This is a genomic window from Bombella pollinis, assembly GCF_026385485.1.
Taxonomy (GTDB): Bacteria; Pseudomonadota; Alphaproteobacteria; order Acetobacterales; family Acetobacteraceae; genus Bombella; species Bombella pollinis.
Window position 1 is genome coordinate 37,145 of the sequence record NZ_JANIDX010000008.1, and the last position, 23,674, is coordinate 60,818.

At 53.0% G+C, this 23,674-nt stretch carries 17 protein-coding genes; 5 read left to right on the top strand and 12 right to left on the bottom strand.

The window, feature by feature from the left end:
- Positions 1-4: 4 nt before the first annotated feature.
- Positions 5-1,138, bottom strand: a complete 1,134-nt coding sequence (locus tag NQF89_RS08250; protein WP_266137964.1) for an efflux RND transporter periplasmic adaptor subunit — start codon at positions 1,136-1,138, stop codon at positions 5-7.
- A gap of 297 nt (positions 1,139-1,435) precedes the next feature.
- On the opposite strand from NQF89_RS08250, the gene NQF89_RS08255 reads away from it, so the two are divergent.
- Both NQF89_RS08255 and NQF89_RS08260 read left to right on the top strand, forming a co-directional pair.
- The gene (locus tag NQF89_RS08255) at positions 1,436-2,002 is read left to right on the top strand and encodes a TetR/AcrR family transcriptional regulator (protein ID WP_155573949.1); all 567 of its coding nucleotides are present in this window, start codon (positions 1,436-1,438) and stop codon (positions 2,000-2,002) included.
- A 182-nt stretch (positions 2,003-2,184) separates the two neighbouring features.
- On the top strand, positions 2,185-3,627 hold the full coding sequence (locus tag NQF89_RS08260) for an amino acid permease (protein ID WP_266137942.1): 1,443 nt from the start codon (positions 2,185-2,187) through the stop codon (positions 3,625-3,627).
- A 93-nt stretch (positions 3,628-3,720) separates the two neighbouring features.
- On the opposite strand, the gene phoU is transcribed toward NQF89_RS08260, so the two are convergent.
- The 4 genes from phoU to pstC are packed head-to-tail and all read right to left on the bottom strand — an operon-like array spanning position 3,721 to position 7,119.
- Positions 3,721-4,437 carry a phosphate signaling complex protein PhoU gene (gene phoU, locus NQF89_RS08265; RefSeq protein ID WP_266137943.1) on the bottom strand — a complete coding sequence of 239 codons (717 nt, stop codon included), beginning with the start codon at positions 4,435-4,437 and terminating at the stop codon, positions 3,721-3,723.
- 20 nt (positions 4,438-4,457) lie between these two features.
- Positions 4,458-5,261, bottom strand: coding sequence for a phosphate ABC transporter ATP-binding protein PstB (gene pstB / locus NQF89_RS08270; RefSeq protein ID WP_155573978.1), 804 nt, complete (start codon positions 5,259-5,261; stop codon positions 4,458-4,460).
- A gap of 35 nt (positions 5,262-5,296) precedes the next feature.
- Positions 5,297-6,154 carry a phosphate ABC transporter permease PstA gene (pstA, locus tag NQF89_RS08275; RefSeq protein ID WP_155573979.1) on the bottom strand — a complete coding sequence of 286 codons (858 nt, stop codon included), beginning with the start codon at positions 6,152-6,154 and terminating at the stop codon, positions 5,297-5,299.
- 20 nt (positions 6,155-6,174) lie between these two features.
- Positions 6,175-7,119 carry a phosphate ABC transporter permease subunit PstC gene (gene pstC, locus NQF89_RS08280; protein WP_155573952.1) on the bottom strand — a complete coding sequence of 315 codons (945 nt, stop codon included), beginning with the start codon at positions 7,117-7,119 and terminating at the stop codon, positions 6,175-6,177.
- Between the two features lie 250 nt (positions 7,120-7,369).
- Here pstC and NQF89_RS08285 point away from each other — a divergent pair, with 250 nt between their 5' ends.
- Both NQF89_RS08285 and dps read left to right on the top strand, forming a co-directional pair.
- Positions 7,370-9,868 (top strand): glycosyltransferase family 2 protein, encoded by a 2,499-nt coding sequence (locus NQF89_RS08285; RefSeq protein WP_155578904.1) that lies wholly within the window; start codon positions 7,370-7,372, stop codon positions 9,866-9,868.
- Between the two features lie 100 nt (positions 9,869-9,968).
- The gene (dps, locus tag NQF89_RS08290) at positions 9,969-10,478 is read left to right on the top strand and encodes a DNA starvation/stationary phase protection protein Dps (protein WP_155573954.1); all 510 of its coding nucleotides are present in this window, start codon (positions 9,969-9,971) and stop codon (positions 10,476-10,478) included.
- Between the two features lie 99 nt (positions 10,479-10,577).
- Here dps and NQF89_RS08295 read toward each other — a convergent pair whose 3' ends face one another.
- From NQF89_RS08295 to NQF89_RS08325, 7 genes are all read right to left on the bottom strand, one after another.
- Positions 10,578-11,102 carry a hypothetical protein gene (locus NQF89_RS08295; protein WP_266137944.1) on the bottom strand — a complete coding sequence of 175 codons (525 nt, stop codon included), beginning with the start codon at positions 11,100-11,102 and terminating at the stop codon, positions 10,578-10,580.
- 1 nt (position 11,103) lies between these two features.
- Positions 11,104-12,336 carry a glycosyltransferase gene (locus tag NQF89_RS08300; protein ID WP_266137945.1) on the bottom strand — a complete coding sequence of 411 codons (1,233 nt, stop codon included), beginning with the start codon at positions 12,334-12,336 and terminating at the stop codon, positions 11,104-11,106.
- Between the two features lie 26 nt (positions 12,337-12,362).
- Positions 12,363-13,271: a hypothetical protein gene (locus NQF89_RS08305; RefSeq protein ID WP_155573957.1), complete on the bottom strand. Its 909-nt coding sequence runs from the start codon at positions 13,269-13,271 to the stop codon at positions 12,363-12,365.
- A 130-nt stretch (positions 13,272-13,401) separates the two neighbouring features.
- On the bottom strand, positions 13,402-16,374 hold the full coding sequence (locus NQF89_RS08310) for a glycosyltransferase (protein WP_266137946.1): 2,973 nt from the start codon (positions 16,372-16,374) through the stop codon (positions 13,402-13,404).
- Complete coding sequence (locus tag NQF89_RS08315; protein ID WP_155573959.1) at positions 16,371-18,155, bottom strand: tetratricopeptide repeat protein; 1,785 nt, start codon at positions 18,153-18,155, stop codon at positions 16,371-16,373. Before NQF89_RS08315 ends, NQF89_RS08310 begins: the two co-directional genes overlap by 4 nt.
- A 15-nt stretch (positions 18,156-18,170) precedes the next feature.
- Entirely contained in the window at positions 18,171-19,667 is a 1,497-nt protein-coding gene (locus tag NQF89_RS08320; protein WP_266137947.1) for an HlyD family type I secretion periplasmic adaptor subunit, read from the bottom strand.
- Positions 19,667-21,838, bottom strand: a complete 2,172-nt coding sequence (locus NQF89_RS08325) for a peptidase domain-containing ABC transporter (protein ID WP_155573980.1) — start codon at positions 21,836-21,838, stop codon at positions 19,667-19,669. The genes NQF89_RS08320 and NQF89_RS08325 overlap by 1 nt, the downstream gene beginning before the upstream one ends.
- Positions 21,839-22,178: 340 nt before the next feature.
- Here NQF89_RS08325 and NQF89_RS08330 point away from each other — a divergent pair, with 340 nt between their 5' ends.
- Positions 22,179-23,660, top strand: a complete 1,482-nt coding sequence (locus NQF89_RS08330; RefSeq protein ID WP_155578901.1) for a protein adenylyltransferase SelO — start codon at positions 22,179-22,181, stop codon at positions 23,658-23,660.
- Positions 23,661-23,674 lie beyond the last annotated feature (14 nt).

Sequence of the window (23,674 nt, forward strand, 5' to 3'; positions counted from 1 at the left end):
GCTCTTACTCCAGCCCCAGCTCGGCTTTATCGGCTTCATGAGGCTTTACCGTACCTTCGGCCCGTATCTTCTGTAGCCCAGAGATAACCACGGCCTCTCCCTCACTCAGCCCATGTAAAACGTGCCAATTAGCCCCTATGGTCTGCCCCACCGTCACCATCCGCAAATGAACATGATTTTGTTTATCCACCACCATGACATAAGGCTCTGCTTTATGGGTCCTCTGCACCGCTAATTGAGGCACAAGGAGCGCGTTAGGGTCGCTGCCCTCCTTAATATGGGCATGCACGAACATCCCCGGCAAAAGCAATTTATCGGGGTTAGGCATCACCCCGCGTAGGACCAACGTCCCTGTTGCTGGGTCCACCGTGACTTCAGAAAGTTCTAGCTGACCTGTATGCCCATAAAGGGAGCCATCAGGCAGCTCTACCGTTACAGCAGCATCACTACCTTTACGCTCTAACTGACCAGAGGCCAGCTCCCGCCGCAGACGTATCATATCTTCTGCAGCGAGATTCACATCCACATAGATAGGGTCTAACCGGGTCACAACCGCAATCGCATCACTCTGATTCGCCGTTACCAGCATCCCTGCTGTGTAAAGCGTCCGACCAATGCGCCCATCAATCGGGGCATAAACATGCGTATAGTTAAGATTAACCTGCGCACTCTCCACCGCAGCTTGACTCTGCACAACCTCTGCATCCGCTTGCCGTGCTGTCGCCAAGGCATCATCATATTCCTGCCGACTTACCGCCCGCGCGCCCACAAGGGACTGATACCGCCGCAACTGCGCATGAGCACGAATGGCACTCGCCTGCGCTTCCATCAACCGTCCGCGCGCTTGGTCATACGCCGCTTGGAAGGGAGCAATGTAAATCTGGAATAATTGCTGCCCAGCTTTAACGTCTTTCCCCTCCTCAAACATACGCTCGACCAACACGCCACCAACCTGCGGGCGAATCTGTGCTTGCTCATAAGCTTCCACACGGCCGGGGAGGGAGGTCTCCATCGGGACATTTTGCTTATGCAAAGTCACCACAGCGACCTCTTGCACGGCAGCCTTATGCGGGGCCTTTTTCTGACAGCCCGCTAAAAAGGTGGTGCCTAGTAACATTGTCCCGCCCAAAAGAGCCATACGGGACAAACAAACAGCCGGAAACACGCGACATATGGACATAAATGACACTGGCTCTCTTAGGATTAGCAAAACCGAAAACTATACCTACAGGCAAATAACGCTACCTGCATCAGGGTCTCTCATACTTTTATACACAAACCATGCAGTGCGAGGAAACTAATAAGTTTCCATCTGTCAGGTCAAGCCCTTTTCCTATAATGAAAGGACCGCTATAGCCTCTATCTCATCTGTCAATAGGAGTATGGTGCCATTTCTACCCCCCAGGATTTAGACCGCCGTAGCACCATCCTCAAAGTGGCCTGCACTCTATTACAGGAGCAAGGCTATCACCATACCACAATGGACCATATTGCCCACCAAGCGGGCATGTCTAAAAAAACACTCTATCTCTTTTTCCCGTCCAAACGGAATCTCATAGAACAACTCATTCTGGAAGAATTATTTCCCCCCTTTACACCTGCCCCTCACCCTCATGAGAGCCTTGAATCCCAATTACGCCTTATGATTTTTCAGATGGCTGATATTTTCCTCTGTGAAAAACGCCTCAGCCTTCTCCGCACGATTATTGGGGAGACAAACCGCTCCCCCTCCATCCAACAACTCATGACAGAGCTTTTTCACCTCGCAGGCAGTAAAACGAACGTACAAAACTGGCTACAAGCCCAAAAGGAGGCAGGCACCCTCACCTTCGCTAATGCCACCGATGCCGCCGATCATCTCTTTGGCTTGACCATTGGCGGGCCAATGCTCTCCCGCCTTGCCCATTGCGGAGCAGCACGCAACAAGGCCGATTTGCAGCGTTATTTAGAAGAAGGATTACGCATTTTCCTACATGGCTGCACCCCTCTCCCCCTGTCATAAAAACAGCTTATTATTACGCCTCTGTAATTGGTTATTAAAATCTCGCTTTAAACTCATCATCCATTGGCAAAGTCCCAAGGGTTAGTTATAGAATCTATTCGTATAACACATAGCAGACCATACAGGAGCGAAATACTAACCCGCGCCCTTCTCCGCACACAGCCCTATCGCAGGATGAACGCATGACTATACCCTCCTCTGATCAAACCACCCCAGACCCAACCTCCACCAGTGATGAGGGGTATCAAAAAGATTTAAGCCGGCGGCATGTCCAAATGATCGCCATTGGGGGGGCGATTGGTACAGGCTTGTTCCTTGGGGCAGGCTCGCGCCTTCAGGTCGTTGGTCCATCTTTGGCCATCACATATGCTATTTGCGGTCTCTGCGCCTTTATGATTCTCCGCGCTATGGGCGAGCTTGTAATGTACCGCCCAAGCAGTGGGAGTTTTGTCACCTATGCTCGTGAGTTCCTTGGGGAAGGAGCCGCCTATGCTGCGGGGTGGTTCTTCTTCCTCAACTGGGCGATGACGGGCATTGTCGATATTACCGCCATTGCGCTTTACATCCATTACTGGCCCATTTTTGGGGCCATCCCTCAATGGTTGATTGCCCTTGGTGCGCTTGTTGTTGTCGGGGCGGTAAACCTTACCGGTGTACGTTATTTTGGTGAGATTGAGTTCTGGTTCTCTCTTGTTAAAGTTCTCACCTTAGTCATCTTCCTCACAGTAGGCGGCTACATCCTTCTTAGCGGCACCCATGTTGGGCCTTACACCCCGGGGATTCACCTCATCACACAGTCCGGCGGGTTATTCCCCCATGGGGTTGTCGCCTCATTAATGCTCATCCAAGGTGTGATCTTCGCTTATGCCGCAACGGAGCTCATCGGCATTGCTGCTGGGGAGTGCGATAACCCCCGCAAGGTCGTCCCCAATGCTGTTAACAGCGTCATTTGGCGTATTATTTTCTTCTATGTAGGCTCTGTCACCCTGCTCGTCTGCCTCATGCCTTGGTCAGCCTATCATGGTGGGGAAAGCCCTTTTGTGACCTTCTTCCACAAGCTTGGCCTACCCGCCTCTGACAGCATCATGAACTTTGTGGTCCTCACAGCGGCTCTTTCCAGCCTTAATTCCGGCTTATATTCCACAGGCCGCATTTTACGCGCCTTAGCCCTCGGCGGGTCTGCCCCTAGTGCCATGAGCAAGCTCAACCGTAATGCTGTGCCTTATGTCGGCATTGGTGTGACGCTCTTTATCTATCTCGTGGGTGTTTTGATGAACTACCTATACCCCACGCAAATCTTTGAGATTGTATTGAGCATCTCCTCTCTTGGTATTTTGGGTACATGGGCGACCATTCTGCTCTGCCAACTCCGCCTGCATCGGGCCATTAAACGGGGACGGATTGCCACTACCAGCTTCTCTATGCCCGGTGCCCCTTATACAGGTTGGCTTACGCTCGCCTTTCTCTTGCTCGTGCTAGTGATGATGGCATTTGATTATCCCTCTGGCACCATCACTGTTGGCTCTATCCCCATTCTCGCTCTCATTTTCTATGGCGGGTGGGTCTTGCTCAAACGCAACCAGACAGATGAAGACGAGGAGGATGGCTCTACAAAGCCCTCCTAACGAGGCCATACCATTTTAATTAAAAAATCCCCGGTTAGCCCATAAGCTGACCGGGGATTTTCATAACGTAATACAAAACTTAAAGAGAAAAGCTTACACCTCTTTGCTCACAGCACGGATTGGGTTTTCCCCACGGGGCCGCTCTGGTGGTAAATTCTCCCCTATGACAGCATAGAAAACACGCTCTGCTACATTGGTTGCGTGGTCACCAATGCGCTCCAGATTTTTAGCAATAAAGAGCAGTTCCGTGCAGGCGCGAATATTGCGCGCATCTTCCATCATATATGTGACAAGCTCACGAAAAAGAGCCACATAATGCTCATCCACCCCACGGTCCGCGTGCCACACCTCCATCGCCATAATCGGGTCATGTTGGATGACAGCCTCTACCGTGCGGCTCAGATTATCCCGCACAAGGCGGCACATACTCCGCAAGCCAGAAAATGAAATCTGCGCCTCACTAGAAGCCGCTTTAATCGCCTTCCGCGCAATAGAGGCCGCATAATCACCAATGCGCTCCAAATCTCCGGTGATTTTCAACGCGGCGACAATCTCGCGCAAATCCGCCCCCATAGGACTACGCAACGCTAAGAGGCGAATCACAAGGCTTTCTACCTCACGCTCTAGCTCATCCACCTCCGGGTCGCGGCGCGTTGCCTCGTCAGCGGCGGCTTCGTCATGCTCGGCTATGGCAGAGAGAGCAAGCGTAACTTGTTCCTCCACAATATGTCCCATCTGCCCCATCATAGTACGCAGCTGGTCTAGCTCCTGCTCGTAGCTTGAAACAATGTGAGAACGCTCATGTGGCATAATCTTTCTCCCTTCCCCGCTTAACCGAATCGACCGGTAATATAATCCTGCGTCTGCTTCTGACGCGGGTTGGTGAAAATACGATCCGCCGTGTCCATCTCAATCAAACGGCCTAGATAAAAGAATGCCACTTGGTCCGCACAGCGTGCTGCTTGCTGCATATTGTGCGTCACAATAACAATCGTGAACTCCTCTTTAAGCTCATCCAGCAATTCTTCAATCCGGGCGGTGGAGATAGGGTCCAAGGCAGAGGTTGGCTCATCTAACAAAAGAACCTCAGGCCGGGTGGCAATACTACGCGCAATGCATAAACGCTGCTGCTGCCCGCCTGATAACCCCGTTGCTGGCGCATGGAGGCGATCACGCACCTCATTCCACAAGGCCACGCGTGTAAGAACATCCTGCACGCGCGCATCCATCTCCGTACGGCTCAATTTTTCATGCAGACGCACACCAAAGGCAATGTTCTCGTAAATCGACATCGGAAAAGGCGTGGGTTTTTGAAAGACCATCCCAATACGCGCACGCAACATATCAAGACTAATCGAATCGTCTAAGATATTGCGCCCATCAAACATCACCTCCCCCGTTGCCCGTTGGCCGGGATAGAGATCGTACATCTTGTTAAAAATCCGCAACAAGGTGGATTTTCCGCAGCCGCTAGGGCCTATCATGGCGGTAACGCAACGTGCGGGGAAGTCTAACGAAATATCATGCAAAGCATGGTGGGAGCCGTAATAAAAATTAACCCCCCGCACAGAAAGGGCGACCTCCTGAACAGGCCCATCGCCTGATGACCCGGTGAGATGCTCGGTAAATGGCATCGAAGCAGACATCATGAAACTCTCTCTCCTAGACATCAGTGACGGGATGAAAGCCGCACAGTGATATTGATAAGAAGCACGCCAAAGGTCACCAACAAAGCCCCCGTCCATGCCAGCTGCACCCAGTCTTCATAAGAGGCCCCAGCATATTGGTAGATAGCTATTGGCAAGCTCGCCATAGGGCGATTCATCGCTGTGGACATGGTTTGATTGCCCAAGGATGTAAATAAAAGCGGTGCCGTCTCCCCACCCATCCGCGCAAGTGCGAGAAGAATCCCCGTCAGCACACCCTTCCGCGCGGAGCGTAAACAAAGGAAGATAATAACACGCCACCGTGCCGCCCCTAAGGCCGCTCCAGCTTCCCTCATCGCTGTAGGGACGAGTCGGAGCATATCTTCTGTCGTGCGTACAATCAGGGGCAGAGCCAAAACCGCCAAGGCTAATGCCCCTGCTAGGCCAGAGAAATGGCCCATCGGCACGACCAAGAGCTGATAGATGAACAAGCCTATCAAAATGGACGGGGCAGACATCAACACATCCGCTACAAACCGCACCCCACTGGCGAAATAATTCCCCTTCCGCCCATATTCGGAGAGGTAAATCCCACACATCAACCCAACAGGGGCCGCCATCAATAAGGCCAAGCCCGTTTGGATCACGCTGCCGATAATCGCATTGGCTAACCCCCCGCCAGATCCGGGCGGTCCCATTGTACGCGTCAATGTCGCCCAAGAGAGACCCTCTAGCCCATGGCGTAAGAGCGTCCATAAAATAGAGACCAGCACCAAGAGCAGGATACACCCTGCCATAACACTCGCCCCTGTAGCGAGATTATTACAAACACGCCGCCGCACAGCCTTGCGACTAGGCCGCCAATCATCACGCGCGGGCATAAGAGCGGACTTCCCCGTCTTCATGAGCGTTTCCCCCGTAGCAAGCGCGCCAACACGAGGCTAACACAGGACAAAACCATAAGAATGAATCCCAACGCCATCAGTGAGGAAAGCCGTAAAGACCCCGCCGGACTTTCTGGGAACTGTAGGGCAATCAAAGAGGCCACCGTACTGCGTGGGGCAAAGAGCGACCAGCCAACACTCGTCACATTACCGATGATGAAGGTCACCGCCATCGTTTCACCTAAGGCACGCCCCATCCCCAGCACAATCGCGCCAATCATCCCATTACGCGACCATGGCACGACAATCTTGCGCATCATCTCCCAGCGTGTGGCCCCAAGACCATAAGCACTCTCCCGCAGCATGGGCGGTACAGCCCCAAACACATCCACCATCACAGCGGTGATGAAAGGCGCAATCATCATCGCAAGGATAATACCCGCTGTGACAAGCCCCGTCCCCACGGGCGGGCCTGAGAGAATCGGCCCTAATATGGATGTATGGCGAAAATGATGATTTAAAAAAGGCTGAACATCACGCGCAATGAAGGGGACAATCGTCTGGAAGCCCCACATGCCGAAGATAATAGATGGCACAGCCGCCAAAAGCTGGATGGTTGTCCCAACAATTGAGGCAAAACGTGAGGAGGCAATATAAACCAACCAAAAAGCCGTCCCAAACGCCAGAGGGACGGCAATTAACATCGCAATGACTGTACTAACAACAGTGCCCAATAACGGGGCTAGAACCCCATATATATCCTTAACGGGATTCCAAGACGTTCGTGTAAAGAAATCAAGCCCAAAAGCGGTGAAAGCCTGCCATCCCCCTGTTGCCATCAACAGGATGAGACCCCCTAGCGAGGCTAATACAAGCATCGCACATAGCCAGAGCAACCCGTGGAAGACCGTGTCAAACCCAACTCTATGGTGAGAGGAACGCGTTACAGGCGTCATGCGCATCTATCTGAAGCCTTGGCCATTTTAACATCAACGGCGACCACCACCATTAGTGCCGCCCCATTTCGTGCATTAACGCCCTCATTGGCAAAGAACAACCGCTCTGAGCAGCAATTAAGCCAGTTTCACGCATCATGGCTGGTTTTTTTATTAACTTCCCTATAATTTAGGTGAGACGGTCATCCATCTGCCACACTTATATTGCAACTTGATGACAAACTTTGTGTTTTACACCTTTAAATAGGAGGGGTCTTTGCCTGTCAGCCAATTCCGAGGTTATGTTGACGTCATAGACACCCATAGCGGCATTATCCGCGGATGGGCCATCAATTTACGCAACCCATTCCGACCTGCTCAGATCCATGTCATCATGGATGGTCAGGAAGTCATGCAAGTATTATGCGACCTCCCGCGCGAAGATGTCCGCATGACATTACACACACCGAGCGAGAAGCTGGGCTTTCAATTCACACTCCCTCAGGCCGCTTTTGATGAAGAGCCGCATGAAATCTCTATCCGCTTTGAGGACCGCTCGGCTCTGCCCTTCCCTAATGAGGAGGACCCCCTAACCCCTCATGAGGTCATCACCTTTACCCAATGCCCCCGTACAGATTACAAAAGTTGTGTTGATGGGCTGCATGAAGGGTTTTTGCGCGGCTGGGTCATTGCCCAACATCGCCCCACTGAAGCATGGGAGGGCAATGTTGTTATCTCTGTTCAGGCAGATGGCATCTCCCTAGGAACATTCCGCGCCAATCATTATCGTGGCGATGTTACAGAAGCCCTTCATTGTGAGCCAAATTGCGGTTTTGAGGTACCCATCCCTCAACAATTCCACGATGGTATCCCCCACACATTCACCGTTACCACCCTGCCAGACCACACCCCCCTTGCAGGCAGCCCCTTTATCACAGCCTTAGTGGATGACCAGCTCACCGCCAAGTTGGTACAGATTGAGAACACCATCGCTAACCTCCATCGCCAACTCACTACCTTACGGCGAGAGACACATAACCTCATCCCCAAACGGCCTCTCAACCTCCAACATTATGACCGTTGGGCGCGCCGTTATTATGCCCATCTTAGCGAGCAAACCGCCCTCCAACGGCAAGCTCATCCCCTCAAAGAAACTCCTCTTATCTCCGTCCTCTGCCCCACATGGCGGCCTGATGAAGATGATTTCCGGGCTGCGGTAGAGTCCGTTATTGGGCAAACCTACCCCCATTGGGAACTCATCCTTGTTGATGATGGCAGCGAATGCCCCCGCACGACAAAGCTCATCCAAGATTATTGCAAGAGCGATAAACGCATTCGCTCTGTCGTCCTGCCGAAGAATCAAGGCATTGCTGGGGCTACCAATGCGGCCATCAAAGCGGCCCGTGGGGCATATATCGCCTTTTTTGACCATGACGACCTCCTTGTTGATGTCGCTTTGGAGCGCATGGTCCGCGCTGCCCTAACAACAGGGGCTAAACTGCTTTATTGTGATGAAGATAAAGTGGATGCCGCAGGCCATTTCCTAGAGCCTAACCTCAAGCCCGATTACGATTACCGCTATTTGTTAGGCTGTAACTATATTTGCCATCTCACTGTTATGGAGGCCGATCTTGTCCGCAAAATTGGCCCGCTAGAGGGGCAGTATAATGGCGCACAAGACCATGACTTCCTCCTCCGCGCGGTGGAACTCATCTCGCGCGAGGCCATCCATCATGTACCGGAGATTTTGTATCATTGGCGCAAAACGCCTAACTCCACCGCCAGCAATATCGGCAATAAGAGCTATGCTGTAAAAGCGGGGGTTGAGTGTGTGACAGCCCATCTCCACCGCCAAAAGATTAAAGCCACTGTTAGCTCTATCGATCGGCTAAGCCTATATGCCATCCAATGGCCCTTCCGCAAGCAGCCCTCTGTGAGCATCATCATCCCCTTCCGTGATCAGCTAGAGATGACGCGTAATTGTGTCGAGTCTTTGCTCGCCTCGCAAAAATATCGGCAATTTGAAATTATTTTGGTCGATAATTTCTCTGTAGAAAAAGATACACTCGCTTGGTTGGAGAGCGTCCAGAATCATAAAAAGGTCTCTGTCCTGCGGGTGGAGGAACCTTTCAATTATGCACGTCTCAACAACCGTGCAGCCTCTCAAAGCACAAGTGACCAGCTCCTTTTCCTCAATAATGATGTTATCATCACCCAGCCAGACTTCCTCACAAATATGGTTCATGAGGCCCTCGCCTCACCAAAAATTGGGGCTGTAGGGGCACGGCTTTTATACCCTAACGGAACAATTCAACATGCTGGGGTCGCTGTCGGGCCGGAGGTCATTGGGGTACATGTTCATCGCCTCCAACCCAATACGGATTTCGGCTATATTGGGCGTATTCGCCTCACCCATGAGGTCACAGCGGTAACCGGTGCAGCTCTCATGGTCCCACGGACCCTGTTTGATGAAATCGGCGGGTTTGATGAAACCTCCCTCGCTGTGGCTTATAATGATGTCGATCTCTGCTTAAAAATCCGCTCAAGCGGACATACCATCATCTATTGTGCCACAGCCGAAGCCATCCATCATGAGAGTTACTCCCGCGGGAGCGATGATCGCCCCGAACATGAGGCGCGCTTCTTTCACGAAAAACAAGTCATGCTTGAACGATGGAAAGAAAATTTACTCTTTAAAAATGATCCAGCATACCCACATTACTTCAGACAGGACCTGCGGACCTTCTTTGACCTCCGCAACCCTGAGGATATATAATCCAAGGGCGTGAGGAAGAAGCCTGGGAGACGTCCCGCCCGGTTTCTGAGTGCCTTCCCCCATTTAAGGGGGGAGGCCAATATCATAGAGGAGCGATATAATGAGCAAGATTCACCATTTTCACACAAGCAACAACACCCCAGACAACACAAAGAGCGTCTCTATCGAGACACTTAATGCCCGTCTGGCAGACCTGATCGACCTCGCGTTGGTCACCAAGCAGGCCCATTGGAACCTCAAGGGAACAAACTTCATCGGCGTGCATGAAATGCTCGATGGCTTCCGTGGCGGGCTTGATGGCTTTATCGACACCGCTGCTGAGCGTGCGGTACAGCTTGGTGGGGTTGCCCTCGGCACAGTGCAGACAGTGCATGACCACACAAACTGCGCCCCTTACCCCACAAACATCTTCACTGTTCTCGACCACATCAAAGCCTTGGCAGAACGCTATGGCGTAGTGGCCAACAAAATCCGTGAGGCCATTAAAACAACGGCCGAGGCTGGCGATGATGATACAGCGGACCTCTTTACAGAGATTTCCCGCGGTTTGGATAAGAACCTCTGGTTCCTAGAGGCTCATCTTCAGGCTGAAGCTGGCCCGCGCTCCTAAGGCGTATAAAAAGAGGGAGCCGCTCATCAAGCTAGCTCCCTCTTTTATAAAAAAGGCGTGCCCCCCACGGAGGACACGCCTTTTTCTTTACCTTCCGCTTTACAACGATAACGCTAAATGGAGTCGCGCAAAATAGAAGGGATCTTCCTGCAAAACATCCCGCACACGCCGGCCATCAGGCAACACCTCATTCTCCTGCACCGAATCCGCGGGCATGAAATCCTTACGCCATTCACTCACCGTTGTCTCGGCTAATAAGCTTGGGAAAAGTGGCTCTGGCTCTGGCTCTGGCTCTGGCTCTGGCTCTGGCTCTGGCTCTGGAGAAGCAGCTTGAGGAGAGGCTTTTGGCTTACCAAGCCCTAGAGACGCCATAATCGCGCGAAAATCATCCTCTAACAAACGGCCGGGAACAGTCCCACGCTCACGCTGTGCAATCCACTCTCGCGTTAGCTCCCTAAGAGTATCTTTCCCCGGCCCATGTGCATCTGACCAACTCGCATAAGCGGCCTCTGCTAATTGGGTACAATCATCCTCAGTAAGTTTCTGCGGCGGGGATGATGGCGATTTTTTAACAATCCATCCCCCTACCAACCCTATTAAAGCCGCTTTATCCATCTCTGGCATCTTATATCGCCTCCCGGCCTGTCATTTTACTTATCAGGGCCTCATATTGGGCCAGATACTGCTGCATATCCAAGGTCTTCTCGGCTCTTTGGCGCACATTATGGCTCAACTGCGCCCCTAATGTACGATGTTCCAAAAGATTCAAAATAGCCTCGCTTAAAGCATGCGGTTTTAAAAAAGGTACCATCAGAGCCGTTTCCCCATGGGTAAGATATTCTTGCACGGGGGCTGTATCACTCACAACCAGAGGGCACCCTAACGCCATAGCCTCTCGCAAAGACCATGATAGAACAAAAGGATATGTTAGATAAATATGAGCATCAGAGCGTTGCAACACACGAATCATCTGCTCACGCTCCAACCACCCTACAAAATGAATCCGTGAGAGGTCTAGCTGGCCCTCAAGCTCCTTTAACATCTGCTCACGCCACGTCCCGCCACCTACAGGGGGCACACCATAACTTACATCATCCCCCCCCATGAGGATAACCCGGCAATCAGGCCGAGCCTTTAACAAAGCAGGCAAGGCGCGCATCATACTATGAAAGCCACGATAAGGCTCCAAATTGCGCGCGGCGTACGTCACCAATGTTTCATAAGGCGCGACCACTATCTCACCAAGCTGAAAAGGCTCCCGCTTTATCATAGGGTCCGGACGATAGCGCGTAAGGTCCACCCCTTCATCTAACAAAGTAAGCTTATCATGCGCCCATTGCGGATAAGTATCCCGCTGAAAACGCGTTGGCGTTTGCCCTAATCCTGGCCCTGCTAAAGCCTGAAGATTGACCGTATTCTTACAGCGAATCAGCAGCTCTACATTCTCTGGAGGAGGGAACTCAGGGTCAAACCCCGTATCCCGCCCTGTCAGACCATAATAGAACTCAAAATATCCCAACAAGGGCACGTCTGGAAACACAGACTCTAGATTCAACAACTCACCCCAGCCATGATGACCGATGATAATATCAGGCTGGAAACCAAGCGTCTTTAAGGAGCGTGCTACCGCCGCCACTGCCTCAGCACGGCGAATCGCGTAATCAAACTCCCCTACAAAAGGATGGCTCTTACCGCGCTCCAGCTCCGGTAGGCGGTACAAAACCCGCCTGACACCGGGAATGTCTGGCCCTTTACCAGCGGTAAGAAACACGACATCATGCTCAGGGTTACGCCCTAGCCGTGCGACAATATGAGCATATTGCGCGGGGAAACTCTGATGAACAAAAAGAAAACGCACCCGTTCCCCCAGCCAACCTTAGGCCATCACGCTTTAGCAGACCGCGCCCGACCCTGCGTACCGCTTGCTTTAGCAGACCGCCGCCGCGCAGGCACCAACTTGACACAAAAAGCCTCCAGCGGAGCAAGGCTCTCTGCCTGGAGGGCATCATCATCACTATCTGCGAGGCTTACTTCTGTTCCATCGGTAAAGCACGCTACAAGATCAAGCGACCATTTTTGTGCAGCCTCACCCTTTAAGCGTACACGCAACCCTAGAATCGGCAAGGACATCCCACGAGAGCCACAAAACTGCCCGCCTTCAGCCCATGGCGACAACCAGCCACGCCCAAGAACAGCCTGATATTCTATATCTTCTGCAGCAACCCCTTCCTCAGATGGAGTGATGGAGAAGCCCTCAATCCACCGTTTGCTGCCTTTTTTACCAACCCATTCCCCCACGGCACAGCCAACATCACCATGCCGCTGCACATGAGCTACAACCTCATGCTTACTCGCCCCGGCTGCACCAGAGACAGACGCTTGGCTCTGCCCCCCTTCCCCAGCAACGGGAGCAACAGCCTCACCACTCACTTGCCCAGCTGGTACACCACCAATCAAACGAATCACCTGCAAGCGCGGGGCCTCCCCACCTGCCTGACCATCTTGATATGTTGTGACCATAATCCCCGCTGGACCACGGCGGATGCGCACCAATGCCGCACTATTAGCCGCTCCCATCCAGCCATCCTCTGCAAAGGTGACAACCTCTACAGCATCAGCCGGGGAGCCCGGCGCACGGGAGATGCGAATCCCCGGCAGACCGCTTGGTCCGGCCTCTGTCTGCCCCGGCGCATGGAACACGCAAAACACCCCCGCATCCAACGTCATCACATGCGCACCGGCCTTGAGGTCCGTAATATGATGACGGGGTTGGTCTTTCTCTTTGTCGGGCATGTTTTCTCCAATAGGCCGAGACTACAAAATACGAAATCTTTATTCGCACAGAACAAGTTGGTATGTCACCTTCAGAATACCTTATTTTAACCCTTTCTGCAAAATCATTATATTTCAAAAGGTTGTTATGCTATCCGTGCGTCATAAAAAACGCTGCTAACCGCTCCACTGGCATCCCCAAAGGGATGATCTGCCCCCATTGCGGCCCAGCTTGCTTAATCCGCGCAGCAGAAGCCCCAATATCAAACCCCACCACAGCCAAACCAGCCTGCCATAACCATCCCAACGCATAACACCATGTTTCTGGCGCGATTGAGGCAATAAAGCCGATATCTGCATCCGCATCTCGCAACAACGCCATTGTATCAGCTTCCTCATACGCACCTGTCACGCTTACCCCCGCTTGCAAAAGAGCATCGTCATCATGTGTGCCCCCAATCAATATCAAATGCAGAGGCAAAGCATGCTTTTGGATATACTGCCCTAGTGTCAAAATAACGTCATATCCTTTCCACCGGCTAATACCGCCGAGAATCACAATCCGTCTTGGCCGCCCCCGTACTAAAAAGTAATCCTTTACTAACAGCGCGGAGCGAGCATGTATCGTTTGGTCATCCTCCAAAGCTTCACAGATAATGGACCTTGTAAGCGACACATGACGTGCCAAGCGTTTTGCTGCATCCTCACTAGGGGCTACAATCCGGCGCGCTGCGTTTAATTCCTTTGTTGAGCGAGCAATTAAAGCGGGCAGACTTATCGCCTCATCCAACGGGACATTGCCCTCTGCCAAGCACGCCTCACACCCGGTGAGAGACGGCTCCCCACAATAACGCCCTTCCTCATTACACAAAGCGATACGGGGGCAGAACCATATATGATCATGCACATAGACCTCATATGGCACACCCAATTTATGATGCAGCTGCCGCATCCCCGGCTCATGCCCTAATAAATGATGCCAAATGACACATTCCACCCCCATCTCCTGCAAAAAGGCCACCAAAATGGGATAGTCCTCTGGCAAAGCGAAACGAAGATTAGGGACCACAAGCCCCTCAACCGGACTTACAACCCGGCACCCCTCCATCGTGGGCTCGATAATGAACGGTAAAAGCCCCGCTTTACATAAACGCACCGCATGTTCACGCACGGCGCGCGCGACACCCCCACCGCCCCGATGTTGGAGCAACACCACCGCGCTGGAGAAACGCACCCGATGCTGGGCCATGCGCTGCCAATCCAACTGCCGCCAGAAAACACGCAGCGGCTCCACCTGCTTCCACCGCTGGATCGCGGCATCATAACCGGGATAAAGGCGATTCAGAATCGTAAGATTCCGCTGCAAAAGCGGGCTGCCTTCGGCCCCGAAAGAGCCATGACCATAATGCAGAACATACACATCCGCCCCCACAAGATGCGTAAAACCTGCCTCACTAGCCCTTAGGCAGAAATCATTTTCCTCCCCATAACCTTGCGCAAAATACGCCCCTCGTAATCGTCCTACCGCTTTAAGACACGCAGCCGAAACAGCCATGCAAAACCCATTTGCTGTCGGTAAGCTCACATGAAGTGGCATGGCCTCCGCTTGTTGTTGGCACAGCGCATCTAGCGCGGCGGCTTCTTGCACAGATGGAGCGGGATTGTCACGATTCGGCACCGGGTAAGAGGTCAACCCGCCTGCATTAGAGAGCGGCGTGACCGTCCCCACCCCCGCTTGGCCCAACCAACGGCGCAATCGTTCTACCCACGGGCCAAAGACAAGCGTATCGCTATTAAGCCAAATGACATCCCACCCCTCTGGCACCAAAGCAAGGCCGGTATTAATGCTCTCCACAAACCCTTGATTACGCTCATGACGCTTAATCCGCACACGCCCCTCTTGTGCGAGAGAGAGGAGATACGTACGCAAAGCTACCTCTGGGGACGCATCATCAATAATAATAACCCGGCATGAAGGGGGAATGGTCGCTAACACGCTTTCTACACAAGCTTGCACCATAGCTTTATCCCGATAAACAGGGATAATCACCGCGCATCCCGCTGCTACCGTGCTTTGCTGCCCCTTGCCCACATACTTACGCGCCTTCCGGCAACCTTCCCGCGTCCAGCCTTTCCGCTTATTCCCGGTAGATGAGGGCGATTGCATCAACTGCACAAGGGCCGGGTCTAACGGCGCGCCCTGTAACAACCTGCCATAACCATCATAAAAGCCCGTCCGCTTTACCGCTAAGTCTGGCCATGCTTCATAGGGAAGGTAAAACCCATAAGGACGCTGCAAAAGAGCCGTGCTGCTAAAGCCCTCCGCTAGCCCCTCTATCTTTATCGGTACTTCATGACCATCCACCCTAATAGTGGGCACAGCCCCCGGCTCTCCGGGGTACCATAACCATCCGCGTACCCCTTGGGCCTCTGGCGTGATGAGGGAATGGCAGCGTATCACGGCCTGAAGGTCAATCTGGCCTCCTAACATAGTATGGCCATCACAAATAATATGGAGGCGTTCCCCACGCCACCACGGGCCTTTCTGTTGAGGGACATGCTCTGCGAGGTCATACATACCACTAGAGAACGGCCCTAAAGGGACATCATCTAAAAACACCGTCACCAGTTTTCTAACGCGCAGCCATAACACCCCCGCGCACGACAATGATGCCCATCCAACAGCCTTTATAGAGGCTACAATGCCATCCATGAGCACATCATGCCCGTCCCCAAGGCTATTACGCGCTAAAAGCTGCGCCATAACGCGCGCAGCATCCACCGCACGTCCTTGCTGCGATAACACGCCTGCAAGGGCCAATCCCGTTTCTCTCACCCCAGATTGACCCCATAAATCCTCTAACCGAGGAAGGGCCTTGGCCAAAAACCCTCCCTCCCATAACGCCATAGCGTATGTGAAGCTAAGCGTAGCAGCCCGACCAGAGAGACGCTCAGCCCGCCCTAGCCAGAATAACCCATCCTCCAACTCCCCCTGCTTGATGCACGCCATCCCTTTGGTGAACATCTTGTGCAACTCTTGGAGATGCTGCGCCTCCCAACGCGCTTCCTCCTGCGGGGTACAAAACCGCCCATAACCGGGAATAAACGTAACAGGTGTCTTCACGATACCGCGGGGGCAGAAGACGATGACGGCATCTCCTCCAACAAGGCTTTCGCACGTTCAACCCCTTGTTGAGCGGCCTGTGTCAACCAGTAGCGGGCTTGCTCTACATCTTGCTCACCGCCTAGGCCTTTAAGCCAATAACGCCCCAACATCATCTGCCCTAAACCATGACCCCGTTGTGCGGCTTCCTCAAAATAATGCCGCGCACGGGGCAGGTCGGCAGGGACATTATGCCCACCCCCATACATCGCCCCAAGGGAGAAATACGCCTCTACCAAGCCACCCTCTGCCGCTTGATGATACAGCTCCAACGCGCGGGCATGATCCTTTATGCCATTCACCTGCCCCGTCACAAAAATCTGCGCCACACTCGCGCAAGCTTCTGGCATACCCTGCCGCGCGGCTTTCTCCATCCACATCAGCCCATAACGCTGATTTTTGGTTACACCGCGCCCCTCAAATAACATACGGCCATACCAATATTGAGCATTCACCACACCTTCCCGCGCAAGCCCAAACCAATGGAAGGCATGCCGCTCATCCGCTGTCGCCCCAATCCCTTGGGCTAAACAGACGCCCAAATTAAACGCCCCTAAAAGGTCACCCCCCTCTGCTTGCTGCCGCAACCGTTTATGAAGGTCCGCTCGCTCCTCATCAGGACGCACAACACCTGCGAGTACAAGATTCCCAAAATCTGCATCGGCATGCTTATCACCCCGCATGGCCGCAAAATTAAACCAATGCGCCGCTTTGGCCTCATCCCGCACAACGCCTGTCCCGGTAAGATATAACACCGCTAGAACACGCGCCGCTGATGTATGATTTTGCTCAGCAGCAAGCTCATACCACCGGGCGGCCTCCATAGGGCGATGAAGAAAATCCTCCCCACGGATATATAAATCCCCTAATAAGGCCGCGGCCTCCGGGTCTCCCCCATAAGCAGCCCGGCGCAACCATGTTTCCGCTTGCACAGGGTTAGGCGTAACCCCAACACCTTTCAGCAACATCAAGCCATAACGTGCTTGGGCTGACGGAATCTCTAACTCTGCGGCTTGCTTATAATAGGCTGCTGCTTTTTCGGCATCACGCTTCTGCCCGCCAACACCATGCTCATACAGCCAGCCCATCGCCGCATTGGCGATTCCCACACCACCATCTGCTGCCCGCTGCACCAAAGCCATCGCATAAGCACGCTGAGCATCATCTACAGCTTCATCCAGCAGGATAAGCCCTAGCCCCAAAGCTGCTTGTAAGGACCCGCCCCGCACAGCTTGCCCATACCAATGCCGTGCAGCCTCATTATCCCGCACATCTTCAGGGCCATGATTAAAAATATGCCCTAATAAAGCTTGGGATTCGACATGCCCTGCCTCAGCCCCACGCTCCGCCCAAAAACGGGCCTGCGTAAAGTTAGGCGCGTATCCTTCCTCCTCACCTTCCTGAGCGGGGTCATAAAGCCCTCTCTCCACAGCAGCAGGGGTTGTAGGGTCAAAATCAGACGGTAACCCCATGGCGCATAAGGTCGCCAAGGTAAAGCAGGCCTCTACCAACCCTGCTGCTGCCGCGCGATACGTCCATCGGGCTCCTTCCTCCAACGAAGGCGGCGTGCCTTGCCCAGCAAGATAGCATTGCCCGACCTTATACGCTGCCTCTGGCACACCAGAGCCTGCCAGCCGCGCTAGGAGGGAGAAGGCTTGCGTGGCCTTCCCCCGCTCTTGCAACCGCTGAGCACGATTCAGCTTACGGGGAACGGAGTTAAAAAATTCAAAACGGCCCGCCATGACTATACCCTCCCTTTATGAGGGTTCCTTCATACCATCTGTTGCAATCGGCACAGCACGACTAAACAGATATTCCAGAATCGTCCGCTTACCAACATCAATATCCGCCGTAATGGGCATACCAGGGCTTGGATGGAAGAAGGACGGCTGACCATGCAACGTATATTTATCAATCTTCAACCGAACACGATAGAAAATCGCTGCTCCGCCTGACTTCATCAACGCAGATGGGTCTATCCCTGCGCGGATATTCCCCTCCACCATCTCCGGCGGCAAGAACGTATCGGCACTAATAAGCCGAACCGTCCCTTTAGCCCCGCCATATTGCACATAAGGAAAGCTCGCGAATTTAATAATCGCATGATGCCCCTCCCGCACATAGGCACTATCCTGCGGGCTCATAATCGCCTCAACTTCCATCCCTGTATCGGTTGGCTCCAACGTCATCACCCGCATAGTGGGCGAAACCATAGACCCAACAGAAATCGGCGCAATGGTAAGGACAATTCCATTTGCTGGCGCACGAAGGTCAATATCCTTTTGGGCTTCACGGCCCTTACGATATTGGCTTCTCAACTGGTCCAGTTTTCGCTCATCTGTCACAAGCTGGTTATAAATGCTCACCATCCATGAGTGGACATAGCTATCACGCTGAGCTTGGAGAGCTATAAGGCGGTTTTGTGTTCCCCCCACTTCCTGCTGAGCAGCAATGAGAAGCCGCTCTGTATCCATCACAGCATCTTGCGCCCCAAGGGTAGATAAGCGAGAGCCTACAGCCTCCTTCTGTTCACGTTGGCGCATATCCAGCACAGCACGCGTTACACGCAGCTTGCTGCTATACATCGCGACATTGCCCTTAGCGGCCTGCAAATCATTCTGCATCCCTGCAATGCGGCGATCATAATCCTGCAAATGCGCTTGATAATCAGCCTGCATTTTAAGGAAGACTTCCTGCTGCTGGAGGGAGGCAGGGACATTCATATCCACATGATATGTCTGATTGCTCGCCTGCGCTTTAAGCCGTACCACCTCTGCTTGGAGAGAGAGCATCTGAGCGGAAAGATTCTCCATATCCGCATCGCTCAATGTAGGATCCAGCCGCGCCATAACCTGCCCTTTACGGACATATTGCCCCACACTGACATTGATCGTCTTTACACGCCCCATAGCTGAGGGCTGAATAATCGCAATAGGCTCTGTCGAAATAAGCCGCCCAGTCGCCGTAACCACCTTATTAACCGGAAACAACCCCATCGCTGCAATAGAGGCTAAGACCAACGAACCAACAATCCAAACGATATAACGAGCCGAAGCCGTCATGGGCATATTAACAAGCCCTAACGTTGGGGAGTGGAACTCCAACAACGCAACGGGCATGTCATGCGGGGCGTACGGATCATCTGCCTTACGCGGGCCCTTTACGCTTACTGCCTCCATAGAGGTATCAGACACATCTTCCCGCGTGCCTCCATCGCGCTGGGGGGCGGGGCTGGTCGATTTATGATTACTCATCAGTCCTGCCCTCCTGCGGGGTGATTATCGTCTCGCGCCGCCCCGCGTGAGGGGGACGATTCTGCTGCTTCTAAATGCCGATTTTGCTGTAACCAGAGTGTTCGATACACATCACAACGCTCCAACAAGGTTTCATGTGGAGCAATATCCACAACACGCCCTTGGTCAAGAACAGCAATTTGGTCACATTTCACCAAAGAGGAGAGGCGATGGGAAACAATCACCATCGTCCGCCCCTTTGCCAGATTTTGCAAATTCGCATTCACCAAAGCTTCTGATTCCGGGTCCAGAGCGGAGGTTGCTTCATCCAAAATCATCAATTTAGGGTCGGAAATCACAGCACGCGCAATCGCCAAACGCTGCCGCTGCCCACCGGAAATATTGGTAGAGCCTTCCTCAATCCACGTCTCATAGCCCGCAGGCATACGCTCAATAAACTCCTCCGCTCCAGCTAGGCGGGCTGCACGGATAACATCATCCAACGTCAAACCCGGTCGCCCGGCGGTGATATTATCGTGAATCGTGCCGCGAAAGAGGAAGTTATCCTGCAACACAACACCAAAAGACCGCCGCAAATAATGCAAGTTAATCTCGCGCAAATCGACCCCATCGAGACGGAGATACCCTTGATAATTACGACTCACCCCCTGCAACAGGCGCGTAATGGTAGATTTACCGGATCCAGACCGCCCCACAAGGCCGAGCATCGTCCCCGCAGGAACCTCAAAATTAACATCAGACAGGGCCTTATTAGCCGCCCCCGGATAGGTAAAGTTGATGCTATCAAAACTAAGAGCCCCTTTGATAACAGGGCGCATCCCATGAGTAAGAGCGTATGTTTCTGTCGGCTGGTTCAATACCGCTCCCGCTTCCCCAAGCGAAACCGTAACTTCATTGATGGATTCCATCAATTTAGCCAAACTCACCAGCGGGGCGGCGACACGTCCGCCCAGCATCATAAAGGCCATAAGTGCACCGCCCTGCATCGTGTCAGAATCGGTAAGAACCAAATAAGCCCCCACTAGGATAATCCCACGATTAATGAACATATTGAGCGGCTGCACCAACGTATTCACCCAATTAGACAAACGCTGGGAGGCTAACCGCCAATGAATCACCGTGGCCGTGCGCTCATCCCACTCTGCCCGCCTTGTGGCCTCTAAAGCGAGCGTCTTAACCGTCCGAATCCCCGCAACAGTCTCATATAAAGTCGCCCCGCGCTGCATCTCTGCCCGCACCATCTTCCCAGCAACGCGGCTAACAACGGGGAGCATGATAACAACAATCAACCCGATGCCCCCAGCACAAAGCAGGGTCAACCACGCCATAGTGGAGCTCATATAAAAGAGAACGGGCATCACAACCATTAGCATGAACATATCAAGCAGGGTGTTCATCACCTGCCCGGTCATAAAGTCACGTACTTTGAAGATGGAATGAAAGCGGCCTAGCACCTCACCAGCCTGCTGCCGCTCGTAGAACTCCAACGGCAGAGCCAACAGACGGTTAAACGCATGGAGGGAGATACGCGCATCAATGCGCGTTGTGACAATGAGCATCAGCTCTTGCCGAGCATAAGTCAGCAAAATCTCATACAAGCTGAGAATCAACACAAAACCACTCAAAGAGACCAATGTCGCCATAGAGTGATAATTGATAACCCTATCAACCACCTGCATGACAATCATCGCTGGGAAAAGCCCCAACACACTGACAATCATAGAGGCAAAGATAATATCCCGCAGGCCTTTCTTCTCCCGCAGGACCATCTTGGCAAACCAATAGAAGTCGAACACCGCATCGGATTCCGACTCATCAGACCGCCGTTTGATAAGAACAACATCGCCCGTCCAAAGCTGCATCAGCCGCAGCTCATCGACAGGGACAGGCGGCTCTCCTTCCCCCTTCAACGGGTCACGCAGCCAAACAATCCCTTTCTCTGGGTCCGTACGGACTAGCAGGCCCGCAGAGCCATCACGAAAGAGAAGCACCACTGGCGGCGTATAGCCTAACTTGACAAGGTACCGCCACCGCAGGCGCATCCCCTTGGCAACCGCCCCATAATCCCGCAACCAACGCACCAATGTCGCTGGAGAGGGGGACGATTCCCCCGGCTCTGCCGCGAAGTCGCGTAGATCCAGCTCTATACCATGGTAACGCGCTGCGGCCATAACAGCCCGTAGGCGAATATAGACCGGATTTACCCGCTCGGCCTTCTGCCCAGAAGCCTGCTTGCCAGTTGGGGGCTGGTTCTCCACAGAATATCCTTACCTTATCTCGTCTACTATGATGGGGTTTATACGTACACACCCCTAGTTCATACTCTATTAAGCGCGAAATCTATAATGTGTCACCCCAGACAGCAAGGGCACAAAACCATTCCTACCCCTTTTTAGCCTATATGACCCTCCTTTCATTTTACAAACAGCCTCCCTATGTGACAAAAAACGGCCTCTAGGCCTTCATCCCTCCCTCAACTCCTCGCCGCTCAGCTATCCAAAGGTAGCCGTCATGCTCACAACCCCACTTTATACACGCCATTTATCAGACTTCTTCCATAAGCCCATCACTCCATTACCGCCGCCTGCCCCACAGATTATCGCCCTTAATGAGACCTTAGCCCATGATTTAGGGTTGGATGTGGCCTGGCTACACTCCCCTGCGGGAATTGCCTTTCTCAGCCAAGGGCTTTTGCCCACCCCATCCCCCCAAAGCCCCGTTGCGACCGCTTATGCTGGGCATCAGTTTGGCCAATTTGTACCCTCTCTGGGCGATGGCCGCGCCGCCCTCATTGCCGATTGCCAAGACCAAAACGGCACTATGATGGAACTCCAAATTAAAGGAAGCGGGCGGACCCCCTTCTCCCGTGGAGGGGACGGTAAAAACACACTCGGCCCTGCCCTGCGTGAATATATCGTCAGCGAGGCTATGCATGCCCTTAACATCCCCACAACACGCGCCCTAGCAGTCCTCACCACGGGAGAAACAATAGAGCGCAATAGTGGCCCTGTCCCCGGTGCGCTCATCGTCCGAGTAGCACGCAGCCATATCCGGGTAGGCAGCTTCCAATATGCTGCTGCTCATGGCGGGTTAGAGCGTGTGCGTGACGTAGCGGATTTTACAATCCAACGGCTTTTCCCCCATCTTGCTGAGGAGGATGGACCAACACGTTATTATAATCTGCTGAAACTGGTTATCCAAAAACACGCAGCCCTCACTGCCCGCTGGATGGAGGTCGGCTTCATCCATGGGGTGATGAATACCGATAATTGCGCCCTCTCTGGCGAAACTCTCGATTACGGTCCTTGCGCCTTTATGGACCGTTTCGACCCGATGAAGCATTTCAGCTTTATTGATAAAGATGGCCGCTACGCTTATGGCCGCCAACCAGCTCTTGCCCTCTGGAATCTTAGCCGCTTAGCAGAATGTCTCTTTCCTTTGTTCGATGAAGATGAACACCGCGCTATTGAGCAAGCACAAGAGGCCCTGCATGAGTTTGATCACCTCTTTCATCATAACTGGCTCTCAGGCTTTCGCCGTAAACTAGGTCTTGAGAAGCAAGACGAGCACGATATTCGCCTATTAGAACATCTGTTAGAAACCATGCATACTGGCCAAGCAGACTTCACCAATATATTCCGTATGCTTAGCTCTACATCCGTGGCGGTGGAAGGACACTATCATGATGTACGAGACTTATTCCCCACTAATAAAGGCCATTTTGACCTCTGCCGAACAGAGCTGCTCCACCGCCTTACGCTAGAAGAACGCTCCCCCAAGGCACGGCAAGAGGCCATGCAGGCCACTAATCCGCGCATTATCCCGCGTAATCATCAAATAGAAAACGCACTTTCCCAAGCTCTCAAAGGGGACTATCAACCCTTCCATCGCCTGCATGAGGCCCTCAAAACCCCCTTTGCCGAGGCAGACGATGCCCTTACTGTCACCCCCTCACCAGAGGAGGAAGTGCGTTACACATTCTGCGGCACATAAGTAAGGTATGGGTC

Bases quoted from the DNA above. Each gene is read 5' to 3' on its own strand.
- dps (WP_155573954.1), top strand. From the start codon at position 9,969: ATGAGCAAGATTCACCATTTTCACACAAGCAACAACACCCCAGACAAC.
- NQF89_RS08295 (WP_266137944.1), bottom strand. From the start codon at position 11,102: ATGCCAGAGATGGATAAAGCGGCTTTAATAGGGTTGGTAGGGGGATGG.
- pstA (WP_155573979.1), bottom strand. From the start codon at position 6,154: ATGCCCGCGCGTGATGATTGGCGGCCTAGTCGCAAGGCTGTGCGGCGG.
- NQF89_RS08325 (WP_155573980.1), bottom strand. From the start codon at position 21,838: ATGGCCGCAGCGCGTTACCATGGTATAGAGCTGGATCTACGCGACTTC.
- pstB (WP_155573978.1), bottom strand. From the start codon at position 5,261: ATGCCATTTACCGAGCATCTCACCGGGTCATCAGGCGATGGGCCTGTT.
- NQF89_RS08305 (WP_155573957.1), bottom strand. From the start codon at position 13,271: ATGCCCGACAAAGAGAAAGACCAACCCCGTCATCATATTACGGACCTC.
- NQF89_RS08250 (WP_266137964.1), bottom strand. From the start codon at position 1,138: ATGGCTCTTTTGGGCGGGACAATGTTACTAGGCACCACCTTTTTAGCG.
- pstC (WP_155573952.1), bottom strand. From the start codon at position 7,119: ATGCGCATGACGCCTGTAACGCGTTCCTCTCACCATAGAGTTGGGTTT.
- NQF89_RS08330 (WP_155578901.1), top strand. From the start codon at position 22,179: ATGCTCACAACCCCACTTTATACACGCCATTTATCAGACTTCTTCCAT.
- NQF89_RS08260 (WP_266137942.1), top strand. From the start codon at position 2,185: ATGACTATACCCTCCTCTGATCAAACCACCCCAGACCCAACCTCCACC.
- NQF89_RS08315 (WP_155573959.1), bottom strand. From the start codon at position 18,155: ATGGCGGGCCGTTTTGAATTTTTTAACTCCGTTCCCCGTAAGCTGAAT.
- NQF89_RS08320 (WP_266137947.1), bottom strand. From the start codon at position 19,667: ATGAGTAATCATAAATCGACCAGCCCCGCCCCCCAGCGCGATGGAGGC.
- phoU (WP_266137943.1), bottom strand. From the start codon at position 4,437: ATGCCACATGAGCGTTCTCACATTGTTTCAAGCTACGAGCAGGAGCTA.